Consider the following 16,600-nt stretch of genomic DNA (forward strand, 5'->3'; position numbering starts at 1 on the left):
TTTTTGCTTTTAGTTAGTGTATAATCATATTTAAATTGAACAACATCACAAATTTATTTTAAAGTGTAGAATTTTATTCCTAAAGCAGTATAGTTAAATTTTCATTGAATTTTATTCCTTTTTTGGATAATTTAATTTAAATTTACTGGCAATACTTAAATTCTACGCATGAGAAAATATTTTTTCCTCCTTTTACTTTGCCATTCATTTAACTTGCATTCCAATGTCATATATGTGTCGAAATCAGCAACAGGTTTGAATGATGGTAAGAATTGGAAGGATGCCTACCAAAATCTAACCATCGCAATTTTCAACGCCGCTCCAAACGACAGTATTTGGGTTGCAAGTGGAGTTTACTTCCCTACCGAAACCACAGATCCATCGATTGCGTTTGATTTCAAAAATGACATTCATCTCTATGGAGGCTTCTCAGGAAATGAAAAATTATTCTCAGAGCGTAATCTTAATCAAAATTTATGCATTTTAAGTGGCGATATCGGTATGCCAAATGATTCTAGTGATAATAGTTTTACAGTTTTATTTATACATCATGAAGTGCTGAATTTTACCTTGGATGGATTCATAATAGAAAATGCATACCCACGAATAACTGACCCTTCTGCCCCAACATATTTTAAATCAGGTGGAGCGCTTTATTATGAAGGCCACCAATCTGATTTAATAATTAATTTTAACATAAGAAATTGCATAATCCGACACAATCGAACTTTGAGTGCAGGTGCAGGGTTCTATTTCAATTTCTACAATTCAGGACTGTTATCAATTTGCAATTGTACTTTTATAGATAATATAGCTCTGAAAAATGGTGCTGCGCTATTGATAAAAGTGTTGAGCAATCAATTGAATTTAATTACTGATATTTCTCAAAATGTATTCCAAAATAACATAAGTCCAGGTGGGATATCTGAAATTTCAATATGTGCCAAAGATAGCTTTACATTTCAACAAAATAAATTTGAATCAAATTTTTCTTCCAATTCCTCAGATTTAAGATTTGACCTGTTATCAAATAATGCAAAAATTAATATAAGTGAAAATTATTTTAAAGATAACTTTTCATTTTCTAATCTTTACTTTAATTCATATAATTTTGGCAAAAGTGAAATACTTATTAAACATAACTCTTGGCATGATAATAATTCCAATAATATAACCATATCTGCAGGTAAAAATATTGTGAAAATAAGTTATAATTATTTTCGGCTGTCTGAAATTTTCCAGTTTAAAGATGTTGGAAATTTAAAAAATTGTTTGGAATTATCTAATAGCATGGTAATGGTAAATCATAACAAATTTGAAATTTTATCAAATTCAAATTTTCCTTCTGTTATTAGAAATTTAAGTGCCTCTTTAAATTTTGAATATAACCACATTATTTGGAATTCCACATCTACAATGCCTAATTTTAACTTGTCCTTTGAAAATAGAATTTACAATAACATATTTTTTATAAAAAATAAATCCGCTCCAATATTCAAAATTACTCAGAATAAACAATCCAATAATTCGATTTTAAATAATACCTTTTACTTCAACAATTTTCAACTATTTGAGATTCATTGTGAAGAATCTAGTTCTCTTAATGTGCCGGTAGTCATTCAAAATAACATCTTTGCAAAATTGAATTTAAATGATTCTCTTCAACTTTTTAAGACAACTGGAGGAAATTCAAATGTTGATTTTAATATTTTTAACTTAGACTCTTCAAGAGTAAAAAATTTTGAAATTAAAAAAATTATTAACATTCCCAATTTTCCTACCTCTGGATTTAAATATAGGTTTGGCAATAATAATTTGTTTGATACAGACCCGCTATTTTTGGATAGCATAGGTCATATTTCTCCATGTTCTCCTGCATTAAATAAAGGTACTGTCGCACTTATTGATTCTCTCAATCCTGTATTTGATATTGATGGGGAAGATAGAATACAAGAAAAAACTATAGATATTGGTGCTGATGAAACAAAATTCAAATCTCCAGATTATCAAATTTCTATTACTCCGCAATGCGGAAAGGAATTTGGTAAAATTACATTAAAGGATCTTGATTTAAATCTTATCAAACTAAATTGGATATATGGATATTTTCCAGGAATTAGAATGGATTCATTGATTGCTGGTAAATATACCCTTTCACTTCTCTTTCCTTCAAAATGTATTGATACTATAAATTTTGAAATAAATTCCATACCACAAATTGAATTGGATTATATCAATGGAAAAGACATAAGATGCAATGGTTTTATGGATGGGTCTCTTGAATTAATTCTTAAAGGAGGAACTCCACCGTACAGATACCAATGGAATAATAATGATACAACTGCATTCATAGAAAATCTAGGACCCGGAATTTATACTTGCACGATCACTGATCAATCTATGTGTCAGTTTGTGGTTACCGGGTACAAAATTCCCGAACCTGAATTATTGGATACCTTAAAGGTAGAAATTATACAACCAAATATTTCTTCCATGGATGGAAGTATTGAATTATTTATAGTTGGTGGAACCCCTCCTTACAAATTTAAATGGAGTAATAACGACACATTCCCAAAAGCTGATTCTCTTGGAAGGGGATTCTACTATTGTTTAGTAACTGATAAAAATTCTTGCAGCAAATATCTTGGTCCATTTTTACTAAATTTTGTGAACTCTAGCAACAATCCAGGTATCTTAGGAATTGAAATACATCATAATTTATTACAAAATTTGATTGTTATAAACTCAAAATTGGAGTCTTCTAATATTCTGGAATTGAACCTGATTGATATAAATGGAAAATTTATATCTGAAATTGGTTTTCGTTTTTTCGAAAATAGCTTTTCCCTCTCTACTTCTCATCTATTACCAGGCATCTACCTGCTTCAAATCAAAAATGGAAATAATCTGATTGCCACAAAGAAAATCTTTAAACTTTAAATTCAAATTTATGGAACAAATCCATTAAATGGATTAAAATTCATAAAATCTAAAATACCTTAATGTCCTCCGGTTACTTGTTGATCGTAATCGATTCCTTGTCTTTTTAGTATCGATTTTATAGCCATTGCAAATATCAAAAGGTAAGTAAAACATACAGCAGTAATCCAATAGGATTGATGAATTCCAATCGTAGGGATATCTGCCAATTTACCTTGTAGCGGTGGAATTATTGCTCCTCCAAGTATCATCATGATTAAAAAACCGGAACCCTGTGTTTCATATTTTCCCAAGCCCGCCAGAGAGAGAGAAAATATACAAGGCCACATCACCGAACAAAACAATCCACCACTCAAAAATGCATAAATAGACAATTGACCGGTGGTAGTCAATCCAATTACCATAGCCACCAGGCTAAGTCCACTAAATAACATCAAGGTGAAAACAGGGCGGTCTTTACTCACAAAAAAAGCAGCCACCAAAACCAGCACACATAAAATGTAATAATAAAGATGACTCATGTTTTTGTTCGCAATCATATTGAGTACAATCACTACCCCAAATGCAACGATGGGTACGATCACCATCAGAATGGTCTTCATTCTTGCATTCAAATCAAAAACAGGAATTGCACCTGTCCAACGACCAATCATTAAACTTCCCCAATACATAGAAATATATGGTGCAATGTCTGCAGCTTGTAAGGAGCCATATTCGGGTCTTTTCAACAATTCTCCCATGTTGCTTTGGATGCTTACCTCCACCCCGACATAAACGAATATGGCAATCATTCCCAATACCAACTGAGGATATTGCAAAGCTCCCCAACCTGCTTTATTCTTTTTGGAAAATTGATTTGCCAATGTCAATCCAACTAAAATAACAAGTAAGGCTGCAATGAGCCAGTACATCCTGTAATTCTCCAAAGCCAATTTTTCTGTATCTCCCAAACCGGAAGCATCTGTTTTATAACTGTTGAATACAGGGGTAAAGCACAAAAACAATCCTATGGTTATCAACACCATAGTCCACATTGCTTTTTTTGCAGGTTCTATATTGGCATCAAAGTATCCTGGTGGAACTTTCTTCGAACTCGCAAATAAAACTGCTGCTGCCATAAACAACAGACCAACACAGACATACAAAATCGTTACTTTATCAAGACTTAATGAATTCAACATTTCATCACTGACAGAAGTGGTACCGAACAACACCAGCGCAACCACAATTGGGCCAATGGTTGTGCCAAATGAATTTATGCCTCCTCCTAGATTTATTCTGTGGGACCCTGTCGCAGGATCACCAAGCAACATGGCAAATGGATTTGCAGCTGTCTGTTGTAAAGAAAAACCCAACGCCAGAATAAAAAATGCAAATAGAAAAAAACTGAATCCATTTTCATTGGAGCCGGTTTTTACTGCCAATATCATGGCAATAGCTCCCATCAGTGAAAACAAAAGTCCATAAATAATACTGCGTTTGTAACCCCAACTCGATACCAGATCTTTAGCTTTCACAGCACCAATGATAAACAGAATCAAAGCTCCGATATAATATGCTCCATAAAAAGCAAAATCTACCAACTGACTTTGAAATTGATCCAGTTTGAAATAATTTTTACAAAATGGTATAAATACACCATTACCGGCCGCAATAAAGCCCCAAAAGAAAAATACAGTGATTAAAGTGGTGAGCGCACTGTAGTTTGTCTTAACAGTCTGTGTCATATTGGTCTTGTTTGGGCCGTAAGATACAATGTGTTGTTGAGAATTGGACCCTGGATTCTTTTAAGTAAGACGGTTTAAGCCCCGGCGGAAAACACAGACATTTCTTCTGCAATCAGGTATTGATTAGCCAAGGCCATCAAGTCCTTCTGATCAACATATCTGATCTTTTGAACCAATTTGTCAAAGGCTTCCAATGTCTTAAATTCTGTAAGTAGAATTTTAAGGAATAATATGGATTGAAAGGGGCCATCCACAAGTCTTAGAAGATGACCATTGAGATAATTCCGGACCATGTTCAATTCCTGCTCCGGAACAGGTTTGGAACGAAGTTTTTTAATTTCTTTTTTGATCATTTCAATAGATTTTTCCCTGGATTCAGGATTTAATTCAGCACTGATGTAAAAGCATCCATCATGAGTCTGAGCATCTATGGTAGAATGAATATCATACGTCAAGCCGTGTTCCTCGCGAATATGGTGCATTAATCTTGATCCAAAATAATCGCCCAATATAGTATTCAACATGTACATTCCATAATAGTCATCATGTGTTTTGGGGAAAAGCTTAAGACCGATTTTTAGACTGGTTTGAGAACAATTGGCCATGGCAGTATGATGATTCAAAACTTCCGGATGGTGGATTGTCATTTTAACGGGTTCATTTTTACCATGGTTTGGAAAAATACCCAATAATCTTTCCCAAAACTCCAAACCTTTGGATGCCCCGCAGTAAAACACTTTTAGTCTATTTGCCACATAGTTTTCCTGATGGTACAAAATGAGATCTTCCCTATTGAGGTCAGCGATGAGTTCAGGCGTCGAATTGTAACCATAGGGTGAATGGCTTCCATAAAGATGAGCAGTAAACTCCCGATAAGAAACAAAGTCCGGTTCAGTCAGTTGGTGACTTAATTGTGAAGAAAGAAATACCTTTCCCTTCACCAGCTGATCTTCCGGAAATATCGGAGTGGTCAACAAATCCACAACAAACTTTGCAATGGTTTCAAAATGTTTCTCCAGACAACTGAGCGACATTACCGTAAAGTCCAAATCCGCATGAATACTGTAAGAACAGCCATAATAATCAAAGAAATCAACTATTTCCGGATTGGAAAATTTCTGAGTCCCTTCCTGGATTTGAGAAGCACACATCCTGGAACTTAGCTTCTTATGTTCCGTCAAGCGGCCATTTTCAAAAACAAACTCAAGGTAACACAAGCCCTCCTTATTGGATTTTAAAGAATAAACCAGTGCGCCATTGGAAATCTGAATGGTGTCAAACTCCGGCAATTTCAATTCCCAATTGGGACCTGCAATGATCAATGGCCACTCTTGTTGTACAATTTCTTTCACCGGTAAGTTAATGTTGCTTAGAAAAGGCAAAAATGATGAGAATAATTCGATAACTGAAAGAATATTTACCAATCATGCCGAGGATAAGGTCCTGGGGCGTATTTTTGCGTTTCCAGAATAAAAATCCAATATTATGAAATTTGTTGCCTCCACTTCAACCCTGTTAAAACCACTTCAAATTGCTTCCAGCGCATTGAGTGCAAATCCCGTTATGCCGGTTTTAGAGGATTTTTTGCTCGATCTTAAAGGAAACAAATTATCCATCGCTTCCTCCAATCTTGAAATGACCATTAACACGGAGGTTGAAGTGAATGGTTCTGAAAATGGAAAAATTGCGGTGCCAGGTAAAACCTTGCTGGAGACTTTAAAGTCTCTACCCGAACAACCGCTTAATTTTGTAATCAATACAGAAACAAGAGGTATTGAGATAACTTCTGCTTCCGGTAAATATAAATTGGTGGGAGAGAAGGCCGAAGATTTTCCGGAAATCGAAAAACCAAGCGATGAGGATCGGATCGAAATGGATTCTATCCAAATCCAAAAAGGGATTGATAAAACTTTCTTCGCTGCCAGTAACGACGAAATGCGTCAAAGTATGCGTGGAATCAACCTTAACATTGATTTTAACCATGTGACCTTTGCAGCCACCGATGCACATAAATTAGTAAAATATAGTTTTCTGGATATTCAGTCGGACGTAGCTTCAAGCCTTTTGCTGACTAAGAAATCTATGCTTAGTCTTAAGGGGATTCTTCCAAAAGACGGTAAGGTGGTGATCTATTTTGGAAAATCAAAGGCCTTCTTTGAATTTGACAATGTGCTCTTTACCACCCGCTTGATTGAAGCCAAATTCCCGGATTACAATGCTGTAATTCCAGCAAACAATCCGAACAGAATGACCGTGGCAAGGGAAGAATTGATTTCTTCACTAAAGCGACTTTCTATTTTTGCCAATAAAACTACCAATCAGGTGGTGTTGAATATCCAAAATAAAAGCCTGACCATCACTGCTCAGGATTTGGACTTCAACAATGAAGCTACCGAACAACTGAGCTGTGTGTATGAAGGTGAAGCCATCAACCTTGGTTTGAATGCCAAATTCATGTTGGAGATGCTCACCGTTATCGAAAGTGAAAACGTGAATTTTGAATTCAGCAGCTCTACTAAGCCGGCCATCATTCTTCCTCAGGAGCAAATGCCGGGTGAAGACCTGCTGATGTTGGTGGTGACTAATTATTGATGTACATCGGGCTTTTCTTCGGCTCTTTTAATCCGGTTCATGTCGGTCACATGATCATTGCCCAACATCTGTTGAATGAGACAGATTTAGATCAGGTTTGGATGGTGGTGAGTCCACACAACCCACTAAAAAATAAAACAAGCCTTGCACGTGACTACGATAGACTCCATTTGGTAAGGCTCGCTGCTGAAGGCAACCCCAAAATACAAGTATCCAACATCGAATTCCATCTACCCAAACCATCCTACACAATAGATACCCTTACCCATCTTAAGGAAAAATACCCGGAACATAAATTTGCCCTGATTATGGGCGGCGATAATCTGATCAGCCTTCCTAAGTGGAAAAATTACGAGCTATTGATGGAAAAATTTAAAATCTACATCTATAAAAGACCCAACTACAACGATCAAACTGAACTGGCCAAACACCCCAACATTGTTTTTACTGACGCCCCACTCCTGGACATATCTTCCACCCAAATCCGCGAAATGATCAAGCAAGGAAAATCCATAAGGTATATGGTGCCGGAGGAGGTAATAGAAGCGATTGAAGATTCCAGGCTTTACAAAAGTTAAGCCTTGAAAATTGATTTTTCTCCTGAAATTCACTTAAGCTAAAAAGCAGAGAAGATCAATAAATGTCAATACCACCCAATAAAAACAAATCAGCTAAAAAATTTATTGACAATCCAGCAGCAACACTTGCCAGAGTTCATCTCTTTTCTGAATTCTATACTCAGTACAAGATTTGCCGGATGCCTGATACGAAGCAATAGCCGTTTTCACTGCTGCTTCAGGCGTATCCACCTGTTCCTCCGTTAGTGGGGAAGATAATTTTTTAGGGTCTGTTTTAGGGATGGTACCCAAAGCAGAAATCTGCCATTCCCCCTTCGCCACTTCTGATATTTTTCCGGACACCTGGCCGTGGACATCCAGTTGGATCTTTATATAATTAATGCTTTCTTCCGTGAAAATGTCACTGGTGGACAATTGTGCCTGTGCAACAACTGTCATGCCCAAAAATAAAATACTAAAAATTAAGGTTTTCATGATTCTGGTCTTTATTGAACAAATATATTCATATTACTGTAGAACTTCTTCTTTTTGAAATTAATTCTACTTCCATAAATTGCTACCAACTATCAGGAAAAACCCGCAAACTTTAAACAGTATTCTTGTCGGCAAAGACTGGTTGCACACTTATCTCTCGTTTAATCTTCAAACTCATGGTGTTCCTTCGTTTGCATTCTATTTCCATCATCCAGGTTGCTTTTTCAAATTCTCCTGTTCCCCAAATTTTACCTTAGCATAGTAACGAATTAGCTCAACTCCCAAAGTTCTCTCATATTTCCTCTTATCGGACGAAACAGATCAGTCCTCAGGCTTTGCCGCTCCGTTTTTGGCATAAAACGGGTATGGGCGAGCTTAAACTGTTGACGAATGATGTCGGCAATGTTTCCCTCACCCTTCATTCGCATTCCAAAACGGGAATCCCCTAATTCGCCACCATGACTGGATCGGATGCCATTCAAAATGCGCTCCTTCCGATCCGGAAATTGTTCATCCAACCAATGGCCAAAAATGGGCTGGAGATCCCCATTCAGCCTAACGATTTGATAAGAAGCCGTTTGAGCACCTGCCTCGGCAACCTGCTGGACCATGTCAAAGATTTCCATGTCATTAACTCCTGGAATGATGGGAGCCAACATGCCATGGACCGGAATTCCCTTTTCTGCCAACAATCGGATGGTTCTGAACCGGCTGGCGATGGTGGAAGCCCTTGGTTCCATGACCCTGCGTGTACGATCATGGGCTGCCGTAACCGAAATCGCCACCTGAACCAGACGTAGATTATTCAGTTCACTGAGCAGATCCAGATCTCGCTGAATGAGTGCATTTTTAGTGATGATCATTACCGGGTGACGCCAGGCCAACATGAGTTCAAGAATCTGTCGGGTAAGCCGGTATTTTTTTTCTACCGGCTGGTAACAATCTGTATTGCCCGACAACATGATCGGCTTCACCTGATATTTTCTGGACTTGAGTTCTCTACTAAGGACTTCTACTGCATTTGCCTTTACCAGAATTTTATTTTCAAAGTCATCTGCAGCACTGTATCCCCAGTAATTGTGCGTAGGGCGTGCATAACAATAAACGCAGCCATGCTCACAACCCTGATATGGATTCAGTGAATATTCCATAAATAAATCCGGGCTGGAGACCTTGTTAATCATACTCTTGGCCTTTACTTCGATGGTTTGGGTTTTGGATAAGTCGGCCTGCCGGTCTTCAGCCGGTAATTGATTCATTTCCGGACTGGCTACGGTGTTGGTTTTATGAAAGCGGTTGGTGAGATGCAGGGAAGTACCCCGTGATGGTTTGCTTTGGTTTTGATCGGTTGACATATAAGGGATTTGAGTTTTATGAGAGGGCAAAGATATAAAATTGTCGAATTATTCGACATACAAAGTCATTTTATTATACATTTGTATCCCGATTGCCACGGAATAAAAACTGAATATGTTTGACAGGGCCATACTTCATCTGGATCTTGATTCCTTCTTCGTCTCCGTAGAATGCCTGAAGAACTCTTCCCTGCGGGGTAAGCCACTGATCGTAGGTGGCAACAGCAGTCGGGGAGTGGTGGCGGCTTGCAGCTATGAAGCCAGAGCTTTCGGCATCCACTCCGCCATGCCCGTCAAAATGGCCAAAAGGCTCTGTCCACAGGCCCTCATCCTGCAGGGAGACATGGACAGCTACAGCAAATACTCAGCCCTGGTCACCGACATCATTGCGGACCGCGCTCCTGTCTTCGAAAAAGCCTCCATCGATGAGTTCTACCTCGACCTCACTGGTATGGACCGCTATTTTGGTTGCATGAAATGGTCCGACGAGCTCCGCCAGTCCATCATCCGCGAAAGCGGCCTGCCCATTTCCTTCGGCCTCTCTGTAAACAAACTCGTGTCCAAGGTCGGCACGGGAGAAGCCAAACCCAACGGCACCCGCGAGATTCCCTCCGGAACCGAAAAGGACTTCCTGGCACCCCTCTCCACCGCCAAAATCCCGGGCATCGGCAAGGAAACCTACAAAAAACTCAGCTTCATGGGGGTACGGACCATAAAAGTCCTCAGCGAAATTCCCGCCAAATTACTCGAACGTCAATTTGGTGAAAACGGCCGCAGCCTGTGGGAACACGCCAACGCGATCGATCACCGTCCTGTGGTCCCCTACCACGAAGCCAAATCCATCTCCAAAGAACGTACTTTCGAACAAGATACCCTTGACATGAAACGGATCCGCACACTACTGCTCGACATGACCGAAAAACTGGCCTTCGAACTGCGAGACTCCGGCAAACTCTGTTCCATCGTCACCGTCAAAATTCGCTACGCCGACTTCAATACTTTCAGCCGCCAGTGTAAGATCAGTTACACCGCACTCGATAAAAATCTTTGGCCCGTTGTCCAGGAACTCTTTCGAAAAGTGTACGAACGCCGCCAACTCATCCGCCTCATCGGCGTAAAGTTCAGCGGACTGGTCTATGGCAGCCCCCAGTTTGATCTGTTTGAAGATACGGCCACACAAATCTCCCTTATGCGTCAACTGGACCATATCCGGCACCGCTGGGGTTACAGCGCCATAAAGCGAGCCGTGATGACTAAATGAATAGGTGACCGTGATGAAAATTCACAGGAAAGTAGTGCTGTCTCAGCATTTTCTAAAATTTACGGATTGGCTACAATGTCAGAAAGGTTTCAAGAATGCGAAATTCAATAAATACACACTGTAGCCCCTCTTTTGAAGCTGACTAGAAATTCTGAGATAGCCAGACAGAAACTATTCTTCCAAATCCTTAAGCAAAACATTTGTAAAAAAATAGCCCCGGGTGTATCTTGGGCAATAAAAGTAGATATGCCCGGGAGGTTCAGTGCTACAAAATAGGACAAAAATTACCTGATCGCAACAATTCTAAAAATGCCGGCCTCTATAAAAAACAAAATCTCCCTTCTGGAAAGAATTTACGAGCGGGATCCCGCAACCAAGGCTTTTCTGATTAAGATTTCCATCGGCAGTTATCACGACATCTTCAACAATCTGGATCCGGCCCCATTTGTCAAAAGAGACCTGGACTCTGACCTTATGACTTATATGGAGGAAAGTTCTGTGGACATCCCACTCAAGTATCCATTGATCCTGCAATTCAATGCACCGGCCGACATCCGGGACACCGAAAAAGAGCAACGCGTAATCACCGGTATTAAAACTTATTTTCAATTCATGATCCGGTCTTACAAAAGAGAAATAAATCAAGTATACCAGAGGAGTATTACCTATATACTCAGCGCCTTTGCCTTGCTGTTGCTTAGCTTTTATCTGAACAACTGGTCATCAAAAAATATACTTTACGAAACATTGGTAGAAGGCCTCAACATTGGTGGATGGGTTTTTCTGTGGGAAGCAATTGTGCTCTTTGTGTTCAAAAATCGCGACACCAGAATCCAATGCAAGAGATACGAAAGACTGGAAAATTCTCCAATACATTTTGTCTACTCCTGATGAAAAGTTTAATGGTCTTATTGCCATAAAAATCTCCAACAAAATTTACCTGTAGAGTGTATGCCAACAGATATGACAACTTTTTCCAATTTTCCAATTTTCCAATTTTCTAATTTTCTAATTTTCTAATTCCATCCTCACTTTCCCGCAATTCAATCATAAACGTTGTGCCCTGATCAATTGCCGAATCTTTTACATAGATCCTTCCATTGTGATAGTTCTCAATGATGCGTTTTGCCAGAGATAATCCCAGCCCCCAGCCTCTGAGTTTGGTAGAGTAACCGGGTCGAAAAATGGTATCAAATTTTCCGGCAGGAATTCCCTTGCCTGTATCTGTAATCTCCAGATGAATCATGTGGTGATGTTTGGAAATCCTGGCCATGATCTTGCCTTCTCCTTCCATGGCATCCAAAGCATTGCGAAGTAAATTCTCCAAAACCCATGAAAACAAATTTGGATTGATGTCGACCCAATAGTCCTGATCCTCTTCATCAGGGAAATCAAAAACAATATGCCTGGATGCACGTACCTGCATATATCGCTTGGCCTCCAACAATTCCTGCAGGAGCGAACAAGGATGTAGCTCGGGTTTGGATCCAATTTTAGAAAAGCGGTCAGAGACTTGCTGAAGCTTAAATACATCCTGCTCCATGTGACGCACAATTTCTGCCGCTTGCTCCGGATCGGTATCTGGTGATTTAAGATTTTCAATCCAACCCATAATGCCGGAGATCGGAGTGCCAAGCTGATGGGCAGTTTCTTTGGCCATCCCTACCCATACCCTGTTCTGCTCTTCCTTTCGGGTGAGATTAAAAACGGCATAACCAATCGCTACATAAACCAGCAAAAGGAATAATTGCAGAAGTGGGAAGTATCGGATCAGTGTCAAAATTTTTGGATATTCCCAATATATTGCTTCATAGTCCGGTGTCGTCAGGGGTTGTATTCCTGAGGCCCGCACGCGCTTCAATACGGCAGAGGTGTCAACGTTTTCGGGATAGTTATGGAGTTGTACATCTCCATTGTGATTGACCGTAACCACACTTACATTGTTGAGTTTTTCAAGAACCTCCACCTGGTAAGTCATGTCCTGATCGTAATTCTGGTTGAGTGAAATTTCCTTCAGCGTACGCACCAGTAATTCCACATGTGTTTTCTCTCGCTCGGCCAGGTTCTGGGCCAGATAATTGGAATAGAAGACAGGTAATAATGCAATTAACACCCCCAATATGGCAAGGTATAATTTCCAACGACCGGTCTTACTGTATACGTCCATCATGATTTCCCATTCAGGGTTTCAGTCAAATGCAAAGTAAACGCATTTGTCCCTTAGATAGGTATAAATCAATCCTGGCTTTTTAAACTGAGTATCATCAAGGCTGCTTCCTGTCCAAAGACCTTGTTGCGCTCCCGCGCTACAGCAAATCTCGAGTTCCCCAATGGACAAATGGATTCCCATTGCCCCAATTCCGGAAGATCGTAGGTGACCATTTTTTTTCGCTTAAAGGAGGGTGCATCGGTTTGGATGATTTGGGTCTCCGTGAGCCAATAAATGTTGTTTGACTCTTGATCAAAACAGCTTCCTGTGAGCTGACTTTCCATAAAAAATCTGCCGGAGTATGCGATACTTTTTTCGGGACTTAAAGTATGTATTCCTGGATTCGGATACAGTGTATACAAATCAGTCTTTAGAGGAATGTCCTGCATCCAATTTTTAGTAAAAAAGTAGATTTTATCTTTCATCCAACACATGGCCTCGACATCGAATTTTCTGTCCTTGCCTTTTGGTTTTTTATCAGGATATTGTTGATATATAATTTCTATAGAATCTGCTTGCACTGCATTATCACCAATTAAATCCACCAGCCGGATTCTATAGATTACTACCCTTTGTCTTTTTTGCTTGTTGTTACCGGTATCCGCGATGTACAGATACTCTTTTCCATCTGTTGTCAATTCTTCCCAGTCCCTGTTTATTGCATTGACCACGGATACTTTTCTTTCCACTCTGCCGACTGAATCCAGCTGATAGATTACTGCTTCATTCCCACCATCATTGATGGCGTAATAGTGCTGACCTCTGTCTAAAGTTATCAGACCTGAAATTTCGTGTAAATCTGGTGTTAAAATAATTAAACTATTCACTAACACTTGACCTGATAAAATATTTGCAGTTATCAGTAATAGTAGATTATAAATAATTAAAGTCCTTTTCATCAAAGTTAAAAAGTAATCACAAACCTTAAGAACTATTTTGGACTAAATATCCATTCAGAAATTTTGAAAGTCCAAATACAGTGTGAGAATTTAAATTTTTTTAGATTTTTACTACTCTATTAGAACAAATTAACTTTCCCATATATTGAAATTCCAAAAAATAAACACCTTTTGGAATCTCACTGATGTTCAATATTGAATTTTGAAAATTCATATTATACCTTAAAACCGTTTGTCCCATTAAATTCTTTAGTATACATAAAACATTTAAATCCTTAAATTCATCTCCCATCTCTATATTTAATAAACTTTCTACAGGATTTGGAGATAAATTTACTATCAATTCATCCTTTGCAATTTTCTTTATTCCTACTAAAGCATCCTTTGTTTTGTATAAACCGTCATAACCAAGAGATAGGTAAGCTATGCCGTCTCCATTCAAATAAAAATCATTATAAATTGTAGTCCTAACTTTTTCATTCAATGGCAAATTTCTACTAAGACTTTCCCATGATTTACCAAAATCGTTACTTATCCTAATACCGTCCACAACTGAATATGCAACTATTAAACCGTTTTTTAAATATTTAATCCCATCAGATGCTCCTGTTAATAGTTCAAATAATTTATAATCTCTACTTAAAAACACCCCTCGAATATTATCTATTACTCCATTGACTAAAACACTATTGTCTTCTGTAAATATTAGATCAAATATTTTCATGTTTAAAAATCGATTATCCACCTTCCAAGATTTTCCAAAATCACTTGACATGTATACATTAGTGGAATTAGATCCATATGATATAATGCTTCCACCATTGTCCCAAACAATACCTTTGGTATTAATCTTTGGAAAACTATTACTATTTTGCTTTACCCATGATTTTCCACCATCAACACTTAAATAATAATGAAATTTGGGGGAGGAACCTCTTGAATCAGTTATTGATACCAAAAAAACATTTAAATCAAATAAATTAGTAACATTTTGAATTTCGCCTTCAAAAATTATCTTATTATCCCAGGTATCTCCAAAATCATCAGAAAAATTTAAAATGCTGTCCCCTGGGTTCCATGCAAGCAAATTTTCATTTCTTACTTTTAATAAATTCCGAATTGCATTATTTTGAACTTTTAATGACCTCCAATTTATTCCATCATTATCTGAGTAAATGTAATCACAATTATTTTCTAAGCCAAACAATCTCCCTGAAACAGTTTTAAATATTTTAGTTAATTCATAATAGTTTATTCCTGGATTTACTGCTGTCCAACCAACTCTATTATTTGTCAACAGTAAGCTTTGCTCCTCAAAACATCCATATTTCAAAAAGGCTACAGCATGCAAACTATCCCATATTTCCATTTTTACTATATGGTCTGAAGGGAAATTTATATTAAAGTTTATCGGCTTAATCCATGTTTTTCCAGTATCGTAAGAAAAATAAAATTTACCATTCGTTCGCGCAATTACAGCATCTCCTCTTTTACTTTGCCTCAAATCGGTAATATGAGTATAGGGTCCCTCATCAGCATCAATTACAGGAACATCTACCGAATTGCCATTATCTGAATAGTGGTATAGTCCATTTGTTGTTGGAAGAAAAATATTTCCGTCTTCCGTTATGACGACCTTACTAGATTCTATATTTAAATTAGTATTGATTATTCTTTCACTTTTTTTTGTTTTCGTGGAATAATTGTAGATTGAAAATGTATTATCAATATTTGAAACTACTGCATAATTATTTTCACTAGTGAAAGGAAAATAATCCGCAATAAGATTTTCCCCATTTGAAAGACTGAATACCCTTTCTATTCCATTAAATTCCCATAGTGTTTTATATTTATAAATTTCATTTAAAGCACTGAAATAATACTCTCCTGAACGATCAAATTTTTCTGTAGTTGTAACAAAAGGATGGAGCGATGTATCGGAATAATCAATTGCCGGATAAAAGGAGTTATTTTTTAAATAATATGGCAACGGAACCCCGCCATAAATAAAATAATTCACTAAACTATCATCCCCATTTATCCATATTTTCTTACTGTGTATTAGTGCAAAATATGGTTGCCAAACATCCGGTAATCGTACATATTTAATTTCATTTTGTACTATATTAATTTCAAAAATATCATTGTGTCCTTTAACTGCAATGTATACCTTTCCTTTTGAATCCATTGCAATATCTTCTGTTAAAAAAGTTTGGGTCGATGTTATTCTCTCCCATAGGTCTTGGGAGTGGCAAATTTTTAAATTTAGTAATAAAAATAAACTTATAATTAAACTCTTCATGTTTACTAATTTATACCTCCGCCCCCTTGCAGGCAACAAAAATATTCAATGTGAAGTCTAAGTTCTGTATCAAAGCAGACTCCAGTACTTGTACTATAGCAATTCACAGACTCATTCACTTTACAAGATTTAAAGTAAATATTCCCTACTCGTGGTGTAAATCCTTCTTTCGGGCAAGCTGGTTTAAAACTTGGGTCATTATCCTTACAATTATAACTAAGTTTAAAACTGGGACAAATTAGTTTTAATATTGATAATTCACT

Annotated in this window: 12 protein-coding genes; 5 read left to right on the forward strand and 7 right to left on the reverse strand. The window is 37.7% G+C overall.

All coding sequences use genetic code 11. The annotated features are described in order from the left end of the window. Positions 1 to 168: 168 nt before the first annotated feature. Positions 169 to 2,940, forward strand: a complete 2,772-nt coding sequence (locus tag IPJ83_00320) for a T9SS type A sorting domain-containing protein (protein ID MBK7878991.1) — start codon at positions 169 to 171, stop codon at positions 2,938 to 2,940. A gap of 59 nt (positions 2,941 to 2,999) precedes the next feature. On the opposite strand, the gene IPJ83_00325 is transcribed toward IPJ83_00320, so the two are convergent. Beyond that, complete coding sequence (locus IPJ83_00325; protein ID MBK7878992.1) at positions 3,000 to 4,667, reverse strand: MFS transporter; 1,668 nt, start codon at positions 4,665 to 4,667, stop codon at positions 3,000 to 3,002. Between the two features lie 74 nt (positions 4,668 to 4,741). Beyond that, on the reverse strand, positions 4,742 to 6,019 hold the full coding sequence (locus IPJ83_00330) for an insulinase family protein (protein MBK7878993.1): 1,278 nt from the start codon (positions 6,017 to 6,019) through the stop codon (positions 4,742 to 4,744). A gap of 133 nt (positions 6,020 to 6,152) precedes the next feature. Between IPJ83_00330 and dnaN the strand changes: the two genes are divergently transcribed. Together dnaN and IPJ83_00340 are read left to right on the forward strand one after the other, a co-directional pair. Then, positions 6,153 to 7,259, forward strand: a complete 1,107-nt coding sequence (gene dnaN / locus IPJ83_00335) for a DNA polymerase III subunit beta (GenBank protein MBK7878994.1) — start codon at positions 6,153 to 6,155, stop codon at positions 7,257 to 7,259. After that, positions 7,259 to 7,837: a nicotinate-nucleotide adenylyltransferase gene (locus IPJ83_00340; protein ID MBK7878995.1), complete on the forward strand. Its 579-nt coding sequence runs from the start codon at positions 7,259 to 7,261 to the stop codon at positions 7,835 to 7,837. Before dnaN ends, IPJ83_00340 begins: the two co-directional genes overlap by 1 nt. A 102-nt stretch (positions 7,838 to 7,939) precedes the next feature. Here IPJ83_00340 and IPJ83_00345 read toward each other — a convergent pair whose 3' ends face one another. Together IPJ83_00345 and IPJ83_00350 are read right to left on the reverse strand one after the other, a co-directional pair. Next, positions 7,940 to 8,311 (reverse strand): hypothetical protein, encoded by a 372-nt coding sequence (locus tag IPJ83_00345; protein MBK7878996.1) that lies wholly within the window; start codon positions 8,309 to 8,311, stop codon positions 7,940 to 7,942. Between the two features lie 269 nt (positions 8,312 to 8,580). Further along, complete coding sequence (locus tag IPJ83_00350) at positions 8,581 to 9,666, reverse strand: PA0069 family radical SAM protein (GenBank protein ID MBK7878997.1); 1,086 nt, start codon at positions 9,664 to 9,666, stop codon at positions 8,581 to 8,583. A 115-nt stretch (positions 9,667 to 9,781) separates the two neighbouring features. Here IPJ83_00350 and dinB point away from each other — a divergent pair, with 115 nt between their 5' ends. After that, complete coding sequence (gene dinB, locus IPJ83_00355; GenBank protein ID MBK7878998.1) at positions 9,782 to 10,927, forward strand: DNA polymerase IV; 1,146 nt, start codon at positions 9,782 to 9,784, stop codon at positions 10,925 to 10,927. Between the two features lie 309 nt (positions 10,928 to 11,236). Beyond that, positions 11,237 to 11,818 carry a hypothetical protein gene (locus tag IPJ83_00360; protein MBK7878999.1) on the forward strand — a complete coding sequence of 194 codons (582 nt, stop codon included), beginning with the start codon at positions 11,237 to 11,239 and terminating at the stop codon, positions 11,816 to 11,818. Positions 11,819 to 11,927: 109 nt separating this feature from the next. Here IPJ83_00360 and IPJ83_00365 read toward each other — a convergent pair whose 3' ends face one another. From IPJ83_00365 to IPJ83_00375, 3 genes are all read right to left on the reverse strand, one after another. Beyond that, positions 11,928 to 13,097, reverse strand: a complete 1,170-nt coding sequence (locus IPJ83_00365; GenBank protein MBK7879000.1) for a HAMP domain-containing histidine kinase — start codon at positions 13,095 to 13,097, stop codon at positions 11,928 to 11,930. 65 nt (positions 13,098 to 13,162) lie between these two features. Beyond that, entirely contained in the window at positions 13,163 to 14,035 is an 873-nt protein-coding gene (locus IPJ83_00370) for a hypothetical protein (GenBank protein ID MBK7879001.1), read from the reverse strand. 100 nt (positions 14,036 to 14,135) lie between these two features. Beyond that, positions 14,136 to 16,337: an exo-alpha-sialidase gene (locus tag IPJ83_00375; GenBank protein ID MBK7879002.1), complete on the reverse strand. Its 2,202-nt coding sequence runs from the start codon at positions 16,335 to 16,337 to the stop codon at positions 14,136 to 14,138. Positions 16,338 to 16,600: the final 263 nt, after the last annotated feature.

It is taken from the genome of Candidatus Vicinibacter proximus (genome assembly GCA_016713905.1).
Taxonomy (GTDB): Bacteria; Bacteroidota; Bacteroidia; order Chitinophagales; family Saprospiraceae; genus Vicinibacter; species Vicinibacter proximus.